The 13,016-nt window shown below is 70.1% G+C and carries 14 protein-coding genes; 9 read left to right on the top strand and 5 right to left on the bottom strand.

From position 1 onward, the window contains the following. Nucleotides 1–67 precede the first annotated feature (67 nt). The 4 genes from E3T55_RS03550 (at nucleotide 68) to E3T55_RS03535 (ending at nucleotide 3,838) form a co-directional block, all read left to right on the top strand. Complete coding sequence (locus tag E3T55_RS03550; RefSeq protein ID WP_134518184.1) at nucleotides 68–1,000, top strand: ABC transporter ATP-binding protein; 933 nt, start codon at nucleotides 68–70, stop codon at nucleotides 998–1,000. After that, the gene (locus tag E3T55_RS03545) at nucleotides 997–1,857 is read left to right on the top strand and encodes an ABC transporter permease (RefSeq protein ID WP_134518183.1); all 861 of its coding nucleotides are present in this window, start codon (nucleotides 997–999) and stop codon (nucleotides 1,855–1,857) included. The genes E3T55_RS03550 and E3T55_RS03545 overlap by 4 nt, the downstream gene beginning before the upstream one ends. 125 nt (nucleotides 1,858–1,982) lie before the next feature. Continuing rightward, on the top strand, nucleotides 1,983–3,218 hold the full coding sequence (locus E3T55_RS03540) for a sensor histidine kinase (RefSeq protein WP_134518182.1): 1,236 nt from the start codon (nucleotides 1,983–1,985) through the stop codon (nucleotides 3,216–3,218). Beyond that, nucleotides 3,215–3,838: a response regulator gene (locus tag E3T55_RS03535; protein WP_134518181.1), complete on the top strand. Its 624-nt coding sequence runs from the start codon at nucleotides 3,215–3,217 to the stop codon at nucleotides 3,836–3,838. Before E3T55_RS03540 ends, E3T55_RS03535 begins: the two co-directional genes overlap by 4 nt. 15 nt (nucleotides 3,839–3,853) lie before the next feature. On the opposite strand, the gene E3T55_RS03530 is transcribed toward E3T55_RS03535, so the two are convergent. Both E3T55_RS03530 and E3T55_RS03525 read right to left on the bottom strand, forming a co-directional pair. After that, on the bottom strand, nucleotides 3,854–4,543 hold the full coding sequence (locus E3T55_RS03530) for a LuxR C-terminal-related transcriptional regulator (protein WP_134518180.1): 690 nt from the start codon (nucleotides 4,541–4,543) through the stop codon (nucleotides 3,854–3,856). After that, on the bottom strand, nucleotides 4,540–5,955 hold the full coding sequence (locus E3T55_RS03525; protein ID WP_241992835.1) for an ATP-binding protein: 1,416 nt from the start codon (nucleotides 5,953–5,955) through the stop codon (nucleotides 4,540–4,542). Before E3T55_RS03525 ends, E3T55_RS03530 begins: the two co-directional genes overlap by 4 nt. 137 nt (nucleotides 5,956–6,092) lie before the next feature. On the opposite strand from E3T55_RS03525, the gene E3T55_RS03520 reads away from it, so the two are divergent. Both E3T55_RS03520 and E3T55_RS03515 read left to right on the top strand, forming a co-directional pair. Next, nucleotides 6,093–7,706 (top strand): PspC domain-containing protein, encoded by a 1,614-nt coding sequence (locus E3T55_RS03520; protein WP_134518178.1) that lies wholly within the window; start codon nucleotides 6,093–6,095, stop codon nucleotides 7,704–7,706. 8 nt (nucleotides 7,707–7,714) lie between these two features. Continuing rightward, the gene (locus E3T55_RS03515) at nucleotides 7,715–8,233 is read left to right on the top strand and encodes a hypothetical protein (RefSeq protein WP_134518177.1); all 519 of its coding nucleotides are present in this window, start codon (nucleotides 7,715–7,717) and stop codon (nucleotides 8,231–8,233) included. Nucleotides 8,234–8,647: 414 nt separating this feature from the next. On the opposite strand, the gene E3T55_RS03510 is transcribed toward E3T55_RS03515, so the two are convergent. The 3 genes from E3T55_RS03510 to E3T55_RS03500 are packed head-to-tail and all read right to left on the bottom strand — an operon-like array spanning nucleotide 8,648 to nucleotide 10,696. Then, complete coding sequence (locus E3T55_RS03510; protein ID WP_420897963.1) at nucleotides 8,648–9,796, bottom strand: UDP-N-acetylmuramate dehydrogenase; 1,149 nt, start codon at nucleotides 9,794–9,796, stop codon at nucleotides 8,648–8,650. Between the two features lie 4 nt (nucleotides 9,797–9,800). After that, nucleotides 9,801–10,253 (bottom strand): MaoC family dehydratase, encoded by a 453-nt coding sequence (locus E3T55_RS03505; protein WP_134518176.1) that lies wholly within the window; start codon nucleotides 10,251–10,253, stop codon nucleotides 9,801–9,803. Beyond that, on the bottom strand, nucleotides 10,250–10,696 hold the full coding sequence (locus E3T55_RS03500) for a MaoC family dehydratase N-terminal domain-containing protein (protein ID WP_134518175.1): 447 nt from the start codon (nucleotides 10,694–10,696) through the stop codon (nucleotides 10,250–10,252). Before E3T55_RS03500 ends, E3T55_RS03505 begins: the two co-directional genes overlap by 4 nt. 81 nt (nucleotides 10,697–10,777) lie before the next feature. Between E3T55_RS03500 and E3T55_RS03495 the strand changes: the two genes are divergently transcribed. From E3T55_RS03495 to E3T55_RS03485, 3 genes are all read left to right on the top strand, one after another. Then, a complete protein-coding gene (locus E3T55_RS03495) occupies nucleotides 10,778–11,254 on the top strand; it encodes a GNAT family N-acetyltransferase (RefSeq protein WP_134518174.1) in 477 nt (158 codons plus the stop codon). A gap of 134 nt (nucleotides 11,255–11,388) precedes the next feature. Further along, nucleotides 11,389–11,943, top strand: coding sequence for a HEAT repeat domain-containing protein (locus tag E3T55_RS03490; protein ID WP_134518173.1), 555 nt, complete (start codon nucleotides 11,389–11,391; stop codon nucleotides 11,941–11,943). A 20-nt stretch (nucleotides 11,944–11,963) separates the two neighbouring features. Next, on the top strand, nucleotides 11,964–12,863 hold the full coding sequence (locus E3T55_RS03485) for an SGNH/GDSL hydrolase family protein (protein WP_134518172.1): 900 nt from the start codon (nucleotides 11,964–11,966) through the stop codon (nucleotides 12,861–12,863). The last annotated feature ends 153 nt before the right edge of the window (nucleotides 12,864–13,016 follow it).

The raw sequence follows: 13,016 nt of genomic DNA, 5'->3' as shown, positions 1-13,016 counted from the left end.
TCGGGGGATGCCGCCCTCCTCCGGTAGGCGGCTAGTCACGGCTGCGCTCTGGTGGGATTCTGGACCCATGACAACCACATCCCCGGTCGTGCGTGTACGCGACCTGCGCAAGTCCTATGGCGGCGTCGAGGCCGTGCGCGGCATCAGCTTCTCGATTGCCGCCGGTGAAACCTTCGCGCTGCTGGGCCCCAACGGAGCCGGCAAGAGCACGACCATCGAGATTCTCGAGGGCTACCGCGGCCGCGATTCCGGCGAGGTCAGTGTGCTCGGCGTCGACCCGCACCGCGGCGGCCTGGAGTGGAAGGCCCGCCTCGGCATCGTGCTGCAGACAAGCGGCGAATCCGGCACCGTGACCGTCACCGAGCAACTCCGCCACTTCGCCGGCTTCTACCCGAATCCGCGCGACGTCGACGAGGTCATCGATGCCGCCGGCCTGCGCGAGAAGGCGAAGACCCGCATCAGCAAGCTCTCCGGCGGGCAACGCCGGAGAGTGGATGTTGCGCTCGGCATCATCGGACGCCCCGAGCTGCTTTTTCTCGACGAACCGACCACCGGCTTCGACCCCGAGGCCCGGCACCAGTTCTGGCACCTCATCCGCCAGTTGAAGGCCGAGGGCACCACGATCCTGCTCACCACGCACTACCTCGACGAGGCCGCACAGCTCGGTGACCGGGCCGGCATCATCGCCGGCGGCCGGCTCATCGATATCGGGCCCATCGATGAGCTCGGCGGCGCCGACGCCCGCGTGCCGCTTGTGCGCTGGCGTGACGCAACAGGCCAGGTGCGCGAACAGCGCACGGATGCCCCGGCCCGCCTGGTCGCGCAGCTGATCTCCGCCGCCGATGGCGCCGAACCCGATGACCTCGAGGTGATCAGGCCGAGCCTCGAAGACGTGTACCTCGCCCTCGTGCGCAGCGACGAGGCCCAGACCCTGGCGCACGCAACACCGGTCGGGGCCGACGCGGCCGCCGACCTCAGCGAGAAGGACGTGCGCGCATGACCACCACCACCACCCCGAGTCCCGTCAGGCCCCGCTCCGCGGCCGCAACCACCGTGCGCCTGGGGGTTTCCCGCATCGGTTACGAAACACGACTGTACTTTCGCTCCCCCGACACCCTGTTCTTCACGTTCTTCTTTCCCTTCATCATGCTCGGCATCTTCACCGCCGCGTTCAGCGCCGCGGGCAATATCGGCACCAACCCCGACGGCACCGGCGGCGTCAGCGTCGGCGCCTACTACCTGCCGGGCATGCTCGCCGCCGGCATGTTGCTTTCGGGAGTGCAGAACCTCGCCGTGGACATCGCCGGGGAGAAGAGCGACGGCACCCTCAAACGCCTCGGCGGAACCCCGCTGTCGCCGCTGAGCTACTTCATGGGCAAGATCGGGCAGGTCTTCGTGACCGCGATCCTGCAGGCCGGGCTGTTGCTGCTCGTCGCGCGGGTGCTGCTGAACATCGAGCTGCCGAGCGATCCCGAGAAGTGGGCGACGTTCGCCTGGGTGTTTCTGTTCGGCGTGATCACGAGCGCCTTCCTCGGCATAGCGCTCGCCTCGGTGCCGCGCTCGGGCAAGAGCGCGACGGCCGTCGTGATTCCGGTGGTGCTCGTGCTGCAGTTCATCTCGGGCGTGTACCTGCAGTTCACCGCGCTGCCCGAGTGGATGCAGAACCTCGCGAGCGTGTTTCCGCTCAAGTGGATGGCGCAGGGCATGCGTTCGGTGTTCCTGCCCGACAGCTTCGCGGCCGCAGAGCAGACCGGCTCCTGGGACCTGATCTGGGTCGCCGGCGCCCTCGGGGTCTGGCTCGTGGTGGGCCTCGTGGTCAGCCGTGCCACGTTCCGCTGGATCCGCCGCGACGCCTGAGCTGCGGCCCGCCCACGGCCCGCCCACGCCCCGTGAGAGCGGGTGAATCGTCGCCATGAGCGGCTCAGACCGACGATTCATCCGCTCTCGCGAGAAGCGCACCGAATCTCTGGGAAGGTTAGGACATGACGGCACAACGGTGGTGGGACGTGGCATTCGCGGGGACGCTGACGCTGATGGCTGGTGTGGCCCTCATCGGGGAAGCGACGGATGCCGCCCGCGCCGGCGTGCTGCTCACTCTTGCCGGCATTGGTGTCTTCTATGCCGGCTTCGGTCGCCGCGGTATCTGCGAGCTCGCCCCGAACGCCCGGCCCGGGCACGCAGGGGCGGCGCTGGCGCTGCGTCTCGTCGTCATCATCGGCTGCGGCGTGGCCACGGCGATCTCCCCCGACCAGGCGACCCTGCAGTCGCTCGTCTTTCCGCTGCTCTGGGTACTGGCCCCGTCGATTCGAGCGGCCATCAGCTGGAACGCCGCCTTCGCCCTCGTCATGGTCGCCGCGCTCACGATCGGTCTCGGCGGAACGCTGACGGTCGTGCCGCAGGCAGCCCTCATCGAGGGACTCGCGTTCGTGTTCTCGCTGGCCCTCGGCTTCTGGATCACCCGCATCAGCCTCGCCGCCGAGCAGCAGCGCGCCCTCGTCGCCACCCTCACGGCGGCTCAGGGCGAACTCGCCGCGCTGCACCACGCGGCGGGCGGCGCGAGCGAACGCGAACGCCTCGCCCGCGAGATGCACGACACGATCGCGCAGAGCCTGACCAGCCTGGTGATGCTGGCCCAGCGCACCCGCATCGAGCTGGCCGGCGTGACCGGTGACACCGCCGCCGCCGGAGCGAGCGTCGACCTCATCGAAAGCTACGCCCGCGATGCCCTCACCGAGGCCCGCACCCTGGTGGCCGCGATGTCGCCCGTGCGGGTCGGTGATTCCAGTCTCGGCGACGCCCTCGGCCGGCTGGCGGAACGATTCGAACGCGAGACCGGCATTCGAGTGGATGCGACGGCGCACGTCACCGACCTCGACCGCGAACTCGAGGTGGTGCTGCTGCGCTGCGCCCAGGAGGGACTCGCCAACGTGCGCAAACACTCACGGGCGAGCGTGGCATCCGTCGCCCTGACCCGCACACATAACCTCGTCACCCTCACCGTCACCGACAACGGCCGCGGTCTGCGGGACTACTCCGCGGCCCGGGAGGTCGGTTTCGGCCTCGCCGGCATGCGTGACCGCCTCGCGCTCGTCGGCGGCGCACTCGAGGTGCGCACCGGCGACTCGGGCGGAACCCTGTTGCGGGTGAGCGTTCCCGCTGACCCGGCCGAGGCCTCGGCGACGGATGCCGCCGCTCCCGTCGAATCGCGCACCCGATGATTCGGGTACTCGTCGCCGACGACCATCCGATCGTGCGCAGCGGAATCGTGGCGCTGCTCGCCCGTGCCGCCGACATCGAGGTGGTCGGCGAGGCCGCCGACGGTGAGGAAGCCGTGCGGCTGGCTGCCGCGCTCGCCCCCGACCTGGTGCTCATGGACCTGCGCATGCCCAGACTCGACGGGGCCGCGGCGACGGCGCAGATTTTGGCCGCGGACGGCCGCATCCGCGTGCTGATTCTGACCACCTACGAGAGCGACGACCAGATTCTGGGCGCAATCGAGGCCGGTGCGAGCGGCTATCTGCTCAAGGCCGCCCCGCAGGCGGAGATTCTCGAGGGCGTGCGCTCGGTCGCCGGCGGTCAGACCGTGCTCGCACCGTCGATCGCCGCGACCCTCGTGCAGCGCCTGCGATCGGATGCCCCCGCTCCCCGCCGCCTGTCGGCCCGCGAACTCGAGGTGCTGCGGCTCGTGGCGAGCGGCGACAGCAACCCCGACATCGCCCGCAGCCTGTTCATCGGCGAAGCGACCGTGAAAACCCACCTCGTGCACGTCTTCGAGAAGCTCGGGGTGAACGACCGCACCCGGGCCGTCACCCGCGCGATGGAGCTCGGCCTGCTGTAGCACCGAAGTCGTCGGTTAGAGCAGCTTGCGAGCGAGCGCCCAGGCAGTGAGTTCGTGGCGATTGGACAGCTGCAGCTTGCGCAGCACCGCGGAGACGTGGGTCTCCACGGTCTTGATCGAGATGAACAGACTGCCCGCGACCTCTTTGTACGAGTATCCGCGCGCAATGAGGCGCATGACCTCGGTCTCGCGGGCCGAGAGCCGGTCGAGCTCGTCGATCGTGTCGGCGGTCTCCCCAGCCACCGCGCCGAAGGCGTCGAGTACGAAGCCAGCCAGCTTCGGCGAGAACACGGCGTCGCCGTCGTCCACCCGGCGCGCCGCGTCGCTCACCTCGGCCCCGGAGGCGCTCTTGGTGATGTAGCCGCGGGCTCCGGCGCGAATCACGCTGACCACGTCGTCGGCGGCGTCCGACACGCTCAGGGCCAGAAACAGGGTGTGCGGTGCGCGGGGAGCTGCGACCCGAATGACCTCGGCTCCCCCGCCGCCCAGCCCGCCGGGCAGGTGCACGTCGAGCAGCACCACCCTCGGCTGCAGCGCCACAACGAGCGTGATCGCCTCATCCACGGACGCCGCCTCGCCCAGCACCTGCAGCCCGGCATCGAGGTCGGCGCGCAGCCCCGAACGAAAGATGGAGTGGTCGTCGACGATCAGAATCGTCAGGGCAGCGGATGCGGCAGCTCCGGGTTGCGCTGTGGCCTCGCTCATGGGGTCCTCGTTTCGATCGGTCGCTCGATGGCACCGGCGGGAGTACCGGGTGGAGCAGTTCCGGCTGGAGCAGTTCCGGCTGGAGCAGTGCCGGCAGCCGCGGCGGGCAGGGTCAGAACGACCTCGGCACCCACACCGCCCGGTCCGGGTCGCAACAGGGCGCTTCCGCCCGCGCGGGTCATGCGTGCCACGATCGACTCCCGCACGCCGTGCCGGTCCGCCGGAATCTCATCAACCCGAAAGCCCGGTCCGCGGTCGGAAACGCTCAGCTCAATGCCTCGCGGACCGGTCTCCAGGTAGAGCGAGACGGTTCCGCCAGCGTGGCGGGCGGCATTGAGCATCGCCTCCCGGGCTGCCGCCACCACGGCCTCCGGCGCTTCCGGCACGTTCGGACCCACGGTCACGAGCTCGAAGTGCGCGGCAAAATCGGCCTCGATCAGACTGGACACCCGACGCAGCTCGGTGGCGAGGTCGACGCTGTCACTCGAGCCGGTGGGCGTTCCGGCGAAGAGCCACTCGCGCAGCTCCCGCTCCTGCGCGCGCGCCAGCCGGGCGGCCTCGCTGTGCGGACCCGCCTTCTGCTGGATCAGCGCGAGCGTCTGCAGCACGGAGTCGTGCAGGTGGGCGGCGATCTCGGCGCGCTCGGCCTCACGCTCCCGTGCCGCGCGCTCGTCGGCGAGATCACGAGCCTGGCGCAGCAACCACGGGGCGATCACCACGGCGACGCCGAGCAGTACGGCTACGGCTGCCGCGACCACCGTCCAGACGTTCGGGGCATCCCCGGTCACGAAGAACAGCAGAATGCCCACCACGACGAGAACGAGCGCACCGAGCGCACGCACCAGCCGGGCGGACGCCTGCTGGGCCTCACCGCTTCGAATGTCGGCGAATTGCCGCCAGGCCAGGGCCGCGCCGGCGAGCACGACAATGCCCGGCACGACGACAGCGAGCGGTATCTCGGCGCCCAGCCGACTCGCCACGAGTGTGATCCCCGCCGTCAGCAGGGCCACCCCGAGCAAAATCTCGGTGATCGGAGCGGCACGGGTGGTCGTGAAGCTACCCGCGGGATCCCCGGCGGAGCCGACCCCCGGGGCGGGTTCTGCGTCACCCGGCTCGAACCTCGCGGTGACCGGCGGCTCAACGGGGCCAGCCGGGCCCGCCGTGCCAGACCCCGGCCGCGCCCTGCGACTCGGCCTGGCCAGGCTCGCCTTCGGCAGTGGGGTGGCGAACCGCCCCGACCCCGCCGGGGCACTCGGCACGGTCACCCAGAGCCAGGCATAGAGAAGTGCCCCCGCGCCGCCGCACAGGGTGAGCAGCAGCGTCGCCGTGCGCACGGCGTTCACCGGCAGCCCGGTGTGCTCGGCGAACCCCGCGCAGACGCCGCCGATCAGGCGCAGTCTGGGGCGGAGCATCCGCTCTGTTCTCATGGTCTTATCCAAGCACGACCCGGCGACACGAAACCCGATTCATCCGCCCCGGGGGCGATCTCAGGGTTCAGTCAGGGTGATCCCCCATGGCAGCGTTGCCGGGCCGCTGGGAAGCTTGAACCATGACCGAGACACCGTACGATCCCGCCGGCACCCCCCCTCCGCCCACCGGCAGCACCGGCAGCACCGGCAACTCCGGCGCGGGCAGCGCGAGCTACCAGCTGTCGCGCTTCTTCGACTGGATCCGCGCGTCCGGGCTCCGCCGCGACTCCAACCGCTGGGTCGCGGGTGTCTGCGGCAGCATCGCCACCCGCACCGGCCTCGACCCCCTGATTGTGCGCGGCATCGCCGTCGTCATCGCGATTCTCGGCGGCCCGATTCTCTTCGCCTACGCGATCGCCTGGGCGCTCATCCCGGGCGCCGACGGCCGCATCTACCTCGAAGAAGCCTTTCGCAAGCGGTTCGAACCGGCGATGATCGCCATCGGCGCGCTGCTGTTCTTCACGATCGTGCCGGCATTCCGCGGCTTCTGGTGGAACGGCATGCCGGGCACCTGGGGCATGCCGGACTGGCTCGCCACGACCTTCACGGTCGGCTGGGCACTGTTGCTCACCGCCGGCGCCGTCTGGCTCGTCATTTTTCTCCTCCGCCGTCTTCCCGCCTCCTCCTTCCGTTCCGGACCGACACCGCCGGCCTCCGGCTACGGCAGCGCGCCGCAGCCCCCCACGCCCGGCTCCCCCTCCAGCCCTCCGGCAGCGGATGCCCCGGCCGGCCCGGCCGCGAACGGCTTCGCTCCCACACCGTCCCCCGCCTCGACCGGCACGAGCACCGGCACGAGCACCGGCACGAGCACCGGCACCTCGGGATACGGCGGATCGTCGTACACCGGGTCGGCCTACGCCCGCCCGATGGAGACAGCCACCGCGCCGATCACCGACCGCAGCGCCTGGGACGCCCTAACCCAGCAGCACGCAAGCCAGCGCGAGGCCCGCCAACTCAAGCAGCAGGCCCGCGACCACCGCCGCAATCCCGGCGCCGGTTTCACCGCCATCGTTCTCGGGCTCGCCCTGCTCACCGCGGCAACGACCGCCGTCGTGTTTTCCCGCGGAACGTGGTCGCCCAGTGCTCTGGTCATCGGCCTCGCCGTCGGCCTGGGAGTGCTCGCCCTCGGAAGCATCGTCTCCGGCATCCGCGGCCGGGTCAGCGGCGCCATGGGCGGCTTCGCCTTTCTCGCCGCGATCGCCCTGCTCGTGGTCGGCGTGATTCCGGCCGGCACCCAGTTCTCCGCGTTCGGCGGGGCTGGCTGGCGCGCCGAGGCGACCAGCGGGTCGAGCTCCTTCGGCCCCGACGCGGTGCCCGGTTACGCCCTGATCGCCGGTCAGGCCGACGTCGACCTGCGGGCCCTCCGCGACACCCGCAACGCCGACGAGGTCCCCGGCCGCGTCATCGACATCTGGGTCGGCCTCGGCGTCACCGAACTCGAGCTTCCGGTCGACACCGCCGTGCGCGTGGAGACGAACACGCTCATCGGTGCCGTCAACTACGGCGCCGAGGTCGATACGACGTCCAACTTCGGCTCCACTTCCACGTCGAACTCAGATTCCATCGACCGCGGCGGCGTGTTTTTGCACGACTCCCGCACCTTCTCGGCGGATGACGCCGAAAACGACGTGCCCATCCCCGTCATCCGTGTCTGGTCGCTCATCGGCCAGGTCAACGTCATCGAAGCCCGCTAGGAGCCCCCATGTCGAACCCCACCAACGCCCCCGACCCGACCGACCCGACCGACCGCACCGACCGCACCGACCGGGCAGCCGGATCCACGCCCTCGCCCGACACGGCCGAGACGCGACCGCTCACCGGACCGACCCTGGTCCTGCCGGATCTCGTTGCCACCGGCGGCGACTCCGCCACCCCGATCATCACGCCAACCCTCCCCCTTACGGCACCAGCGACCGCCGAAGCGGATGCGGCGGCCTCTGCGGGCGCACGTCCCACCGCGGCCACGACGCAGGCAGACCCGGCCACTCCGCCGGCCGCACCCTTCGCGTGGGACATGCCCGCGGCATCCGCTCGCCATCGGCCCCGCTTCGCGACGATTCTCTGGGGCGCCCTGTTGCTCGGCTTTGCCGTGTTCATGGTCGCCTGGACGCTGTTCCCGGGCACGCTCGACCCCACGTTGTGGCTGCTCGCCGCGGTGATCGGCGTGGGTCTGGTGCTCGTGGTCGCCGGCATCGCCGCCGCAACCCGGCACTCCGACTGACCCGCGCCGCGTTTCGCCGCGAGGCGCATACCCGGTTGGCCAGCCATGGGGCGTTTCTTGGCTTCTCGTGAGCGAAAAGCCAACAAAGGCCCCTTGAGACCCCGCGGCCGGTCGCGAGACGCCAAAGAACGCCCCTTGAAGTCGATTCAAGGGGCGTTCTTTGGCATCTCGCGTGCCGGATGTCCGAGCCATGGGGCGTTTCTTGGCTTCTCGTGAGCGAAAAGCCAACAATGGCCCCATGAGCCCGGTCGCGTGCGGCTCCCACACGTGGTCGACCACTGCAGAGCCGCCTGCCGTACCATTCGACGGCATCTGACGCCCCAACCCGCGTTTCCGAGCGACAACTGTTCCTATGGGGCCCGAACTCCGTCGAATGGTACGGGGACGACTCCGATGCGCGGTCGTCGCGGCGGGCTACAGGGTCAGGCCGACCAGCACCGGCTCGGGCTGCAGGTTGATGCCGAAATCGGCCTGCACGCGGCCGAGCACGTAACGGGCGAGCTCCGCGATCTGCTCAGCGGATGCCCCGCCCCGGTTCGTGAGGGCCAGCGTGTGTTTGCTCGACACCGCGGCCTGCGAGCCGGGCAGCGCGAACCCGCGGCGAATGCCCGCGTGCTCGATGAGCCACGCGGCGCTGAGCTTGACGAGCTGCACCTGGTCCTCGCCCGGAACCGGCCCCACACCGAAGTAGTCGTCGAGCGCGATCACCCGGTCGGGCACCTCCACCGCGAGCGGCCAGCGCGGCAGCGCGGCGGGCAGCGAGCGGGCGAAGTTTTCGGACACGATCGGGTTCGTGAAGAACGACCCGGCGCTGCAGGTATCGGGGTCGGCCACATCAAGCACCATCCCCTTGGCGGCCCGCAGTGCGAGCACGGTCTCACGCACGGTCGACAGCGCGACCCGGTCGCCGACCTGCACGCCGAGCGCCCCGGCCAGTTGGGCGTATTGGATCGGCTGCCCGAGCACGGCTCCGACGACGGATGCCTCCCGCTCGGTGTCATGCAGCTCCAGCTCGATCGCCAGCACGATACCGCGCAGTCCCCGCTTGAGTGCCGAGGTGCGGTAGTCGAGGCCGAGGGCATCCGCGGTGAGACGCACGACCTCGCCGGTCTCGTAGTCGAGAAAGCTGATCGCGACGAGGCTGTCGGCGAGTTCCTGCCCGTAGGCGCCGATGTTCTGCACCGGCGCGGCGCCGCAACTGCCGGGAATGCCGGAAAGCGCTTCGATGCCGGCCCAGCCGTGGGCGACCGTGTAGGCGACGAGTTCGTCCCAAGGTTCGCCGGCCTGCACGCGCAGCCGAACGCGGTCGGGTGCTGAGGCATCCGTTTCGAGACGTTCGATGCCGCGCGTCACGATGCGAATCACGGTGCCGTCGAAGCCCTCATCACCGGCGACGGTGTTGGAGCCGCCGCCGAGCAGCATCCAGTCTTCGTCGAGGCTCCACACCACGAGAGCCTCATCGACGAGCTCCTGCTCGGTCGCAGAAGCGATCATCGCGGCCGGGACACCGCCCACGCGCAGGGTGGTCAGGCCGCTCAGCGCGACCGGTTCGATCATCGGCATCGGGCTAGGCCACGGCCACGGCGGCCAGGCTGACCCGCGCCTGCGCCTTGCCGAGCACGGTCTGGTCGTTGAATGTGACCGTGAGGTCGATCCGCGCAATCTGCGCCTCGACGTCGAGGGCGCCGACCTTCGCCGTGACGGTGACGTTCGCGCCGGTCGCGCCGTCAACGAGCACCGGGCGGGTGAAGCGCACCTGATAGTCCACGACCCGGGCGGGGTCGCCGGCCCAGTCGACGACCGGCTGCACGGCCAGCCCCATGGTCAGCATGCCGTGGGCGAGCACGCCGGGCAGGCCCACCGACACGGCGACCTCGTCACGGTAGTGAATGGGGTTGAAGTCACCGGATGCCCCGGCGTAGCGCACGAGGGAGTCCCGGGTCAGCGCGAACTCACGGCTGGCGACGACCTCTCCCACGGTCAACGTCGACAAGTCTGGGGTCGTTAAGGTCTGGCTCATTCGTCTCCCCGTACAACAAGAGTGGATATCGCGGTCACGACGTGCGCGCCGCGGGCATCGACCACGCGGGATTCCGCGGTGACCATGGCGTGGCCGCCGAGGGTTTTGATGCTCGACACCGACAGCGTCGCCGTCAGTTCGTCGCCGGCGACGATCGGGCGGCTGTAAGTGAAGCGCTGGTCGCCGTGCACGACCCGGGTGAAGTCGATGCCGGCGTCGGGTTCGGCGAGCAGCTGCGCAAGGGTCGCCTCCTGCACGACGACCGCGAAGGTCGGCGGCGCGACGACGTCGGCATGGCCGGCCGCGCGCGCGGCTTCGGGGTCGTGGTTGATCGGGTTGGTCGCGAAGACGGCACGCGAAAACTCGCGCACCTTCTCCCGCCCCACGAGATACGGCGGCACCGGCGGGAAGACCCGCCCCTTGAGTTCGGGGTTCACTGACACCGGCCCAGTTTACGCGGTGATTGCGACGGTGACGGATGCGCCGCCACCGTTCTCCCAGCCGCGTACGGCAGACTATGGCGAGTGAAAATCGTACGCGTTCGTCTGAGCGACCCCGAAGTTGTCCCCCTGCTCGCCGACCTGCACCGAGAGTACGACGCCCGTTACGGCGACGGCTCCGGCGACTCGGCCTATGACGTCGCCGCCGACGAGTTCGACCCGCCCGTCGGGGCCTTTGTCGTGCTCATGCATGAGGGAATCTCGGTGGCCGGGGGCGGCATCCGTTGTTATGCGCCCGGAACCGCCGAGGTCAAACGCATGTGGACCAACCCCGAGTACCGCCGCCAAGGCCACGCGAGCACGGTGCTGCACGCCCTCGAAGCGATCGCCCTCGAACTCGGCTACCTGCGGGTGCGCCTCGAGACCGGGTATCTGCAGCCGGAAGCCATCGCCCTGTACCGTGGCCTCGGCTACACCGACATCGGCAACTACGGCATCTACGACAGCGCCTTCGGCTTCGAACTCGAGCTCGCGCCCGCCGCGCGCGCCCTCGTCGTCTAGCGCGTGGCGAAAGCAGGACGAAGGCGTCGCACCTGCCCAAATCGTCCTGCTTTCGCCGACAAATGGTCAAATCGTCCTGTTTTCACCACACCAGCCCGCGAGTTCCCACGCCCGCGCGGTAGTTTGGTACTGCTATGCATAACAAACTGACTCCGCACCCCGACCTTCCGATCGATCTGCCCACGGCTGAGCGTCTGCACGCCGCCGTCGCGCATTACGGCGAGAACGTCGTCGTCGACAACTCCATCGCCCTGCTGCGCGGCAAGAACGCCGGCAAGGACTTTCTCATGTACGCCGGCGGACGCCACGCCCTCGGCATCCTCGACGGCGCCCCCGCGCTCTACTGGCCCGAGCTGTGGGGCGCCCGCGCGTTTCTGCACATCTGGAGCGAATCCGCCGCGCCCTACATCGTGGTCGGCCTGAACAACGAGTCCTGGCGGGTGCGCGAAATGTGCGCCAAGGTCGTACTGCTGCGTAACCTGCAGACCGTACCCAAGCTCGTGCGCCTGACCACCGACGAGACCCCGCGGGTGCGCGCCGCCGCCCTGCACGCCCTCGCCGCCCAGGGCACCCCGGAGAACTTCGACACGATCGCGGTGCGCCTGCGCGACCCCGACAAAGAGGTGCGCCGTGCGGCCCAGCAGGCCCGCGACGCCATCTCGAAGCGCCTCGGGCTGCCCAAGGAATAGGCCCAAACGTCAGGGAGCGGATGCGGGAACGCAGGTTTGACCGGTACGTCGCCCTCGGCGACAGCTTCACCGAGGGTGTCGGCGACGACCTTCCCGACGGCACGCAGCGCGGCTGGGCCGACCTCGTCGCCCTCGCCCTCGCCGCCCGCCCGGTCATCCCGGCTGAGCCCTCCGCGAGAGCGGGTGACTCGTCGGTGACGCGGCCGCTAACCGACGATTCACCCGCTCTCGCGGGCGGAACAGGCGGCGTGCAGTATGCCAACCTCGCCATTCGAGGCAAGCTGCTCGGCCCGATCGTGGCCGACCAGCTCGAGCCGGCCCTGGCTCTGCAACCCACGCTGCTGTCGATTTGCGGCGGCGGCAACGATGTGATGCGCCCGCGGGTCGAGATCGCCGGCATCGTCGCGCTGCTCGATGAGGTCGTGCAGCGCGCCACCGCTCAGGGCGCCCACGTGCTGATGCTCACCGGCGGCAACCCCACGCGGCACCTGCCGATGGGCGCGCTGATTCAGCGTCGCGGCGACCGGCTGGCGGATGTCTGCCGCACCACGTTCACGGGCGCCGACGCCGCACCGGGCGTCACCTTTGTCGACAACTGGCTTGACGCCGAATTGGCCGAACCCGAGTACTGGTCGGGCGATCGGCTGCACCTGAACGCGCGCGGACACACGCGCGTCGCCGAAAACGTGCTTCACGCGCTCGGCGTCTCCGTTCCGGCCGACTGGTCGACCGAGGGCGCCACGGCTGCCGGCACCGGTGCATCCGCTGCCCCGGTGGCCCCGGCCGCGGCGCGCGCGCGCTCGGCCCGCTACTACCGCACGCACGTTCTGCCGTGGATCGGGCGCCGCCTCACGGGGCGGTCATCCGGCGACGGTCGCACGGCCAAGCGTCCCGACCTGCTGCGCGTCGACCGCCCGTAGCCACGCGGACCGCTGTGGCCCCGCGCAACCGCCGCTGAACTCGCCGCCCGGTACCATTCGACGGCATTCGGAGCCGTTGTGTGTAGTTCGGGGCCCCAACCGCCGCCGGTGTGGGCGTCGAACACCGTCGAATGGTACGCGGGACGAGTGCGC

Origin of the sequence: Cryobacterium frigoriphilum (assembly GCF_004403305.1) — a bacterium.
Lineage (GTDB): Bacteria > Actinomycetota > Actinomycetes > Actinomycetales > Microbacteriaceae > Cryobacterium > Cryobacterium frigoriphilum.
This window is presented reverse-complemented; position numbering and strand designations above follow the sequence as displayed.

What these genes read in the sequence shown, in the direction of transcription:
- E3T55_RS03535 (WP_134518181.1), top strand. Translation starts at nt 3,215, where the DNA reads ATGATTCGGGTACTCGTCGCCGACGACCATCCGATCGTGCGCAGCGGA.
- E3T55_RS03505 (WP_134518176.1), bottom strand. Translation starts at nt 10,253, where the DNA reads ATGAGCCAGACCTTAACGACCCCAGACTTGTCGACGTTGACCGTGGGA.
- E3T55_RS03545 (WP_134518183.1), top strand. Translation starts at nt 997, where the DNA reads ATGACCACCACCACCACCCCGAGTCCCGTCAGGCCCCGCTCCGCGGCC.
- E3T55_RS03520 (WP_134518178.1), top strand. Translation starts at nt 6,093, where the DNA reads ATGACCGAGACACCGTACGATCCCGCCGGCACCCCCCCTCCGCCCACC.
- E3T55_RS03510 (WP_420897963.1), bottom strand. Translation starts at nt 9,796, where the DNA reads ATGCCGATGATCGAACCGGTCGCGCTGAGCGGCCTGACCACCCTGCGC.
- E3T55_RS03530 (WP_134518180.1), bottom strand. Translation starts at nt 4,543, where the DNA reads ATGAGCGAGGCCACAGCGCAACCCGGAGCTGCCGCATCCGCTGCCCTG.
- E3T55_RS03550 (WP_134518184.1), top strand. Translation starts at nt 68, where the DNA reads ATGACAACCACATCCCCGGTCGTGCGTGTACGCGACCTGCGCAAGTCC.
- E3T55_RS03490 (WP_134518173.1), top strand. Translation starts at nt 11,389, where the DNA reads ATGCATAACAAACTGACTCCGCACCCCGACCTTCCGATCGATCTGCCC.
- E3T55_RS03525 (WP_241992835.1), bottom strand. Translation starts at nt 5,955, where the DNA reads ATGCTCCGCCCCAGACTGCGCCTGATCGGCGGCGTCTGCGCGGGGTTC.
- E3T55_RS03485 (WP_134518172.1), top strand. Translation starts at nt 11,964, where the DNA reads ATGCGGGAACGCAGGTTTGACCGGTACGTCGCCCTCGGCGACAGCTTC.
- E3T55_RS03515 (WP_134518177.1), top strand. Translation starts at nt 7,715, where the DNA reads ATGTCGAACCCCACCAACGCCCCCGACCCGACCGACCCGACCGACCGC.
- E3T55_RS03540 (WP_134518182.1), top strand. Translation starts at nt 1,983, where the DNA reads ATGACGGCACAACGGTGGTGGGACGTGGCATTCGCGGGGACGCTGACG.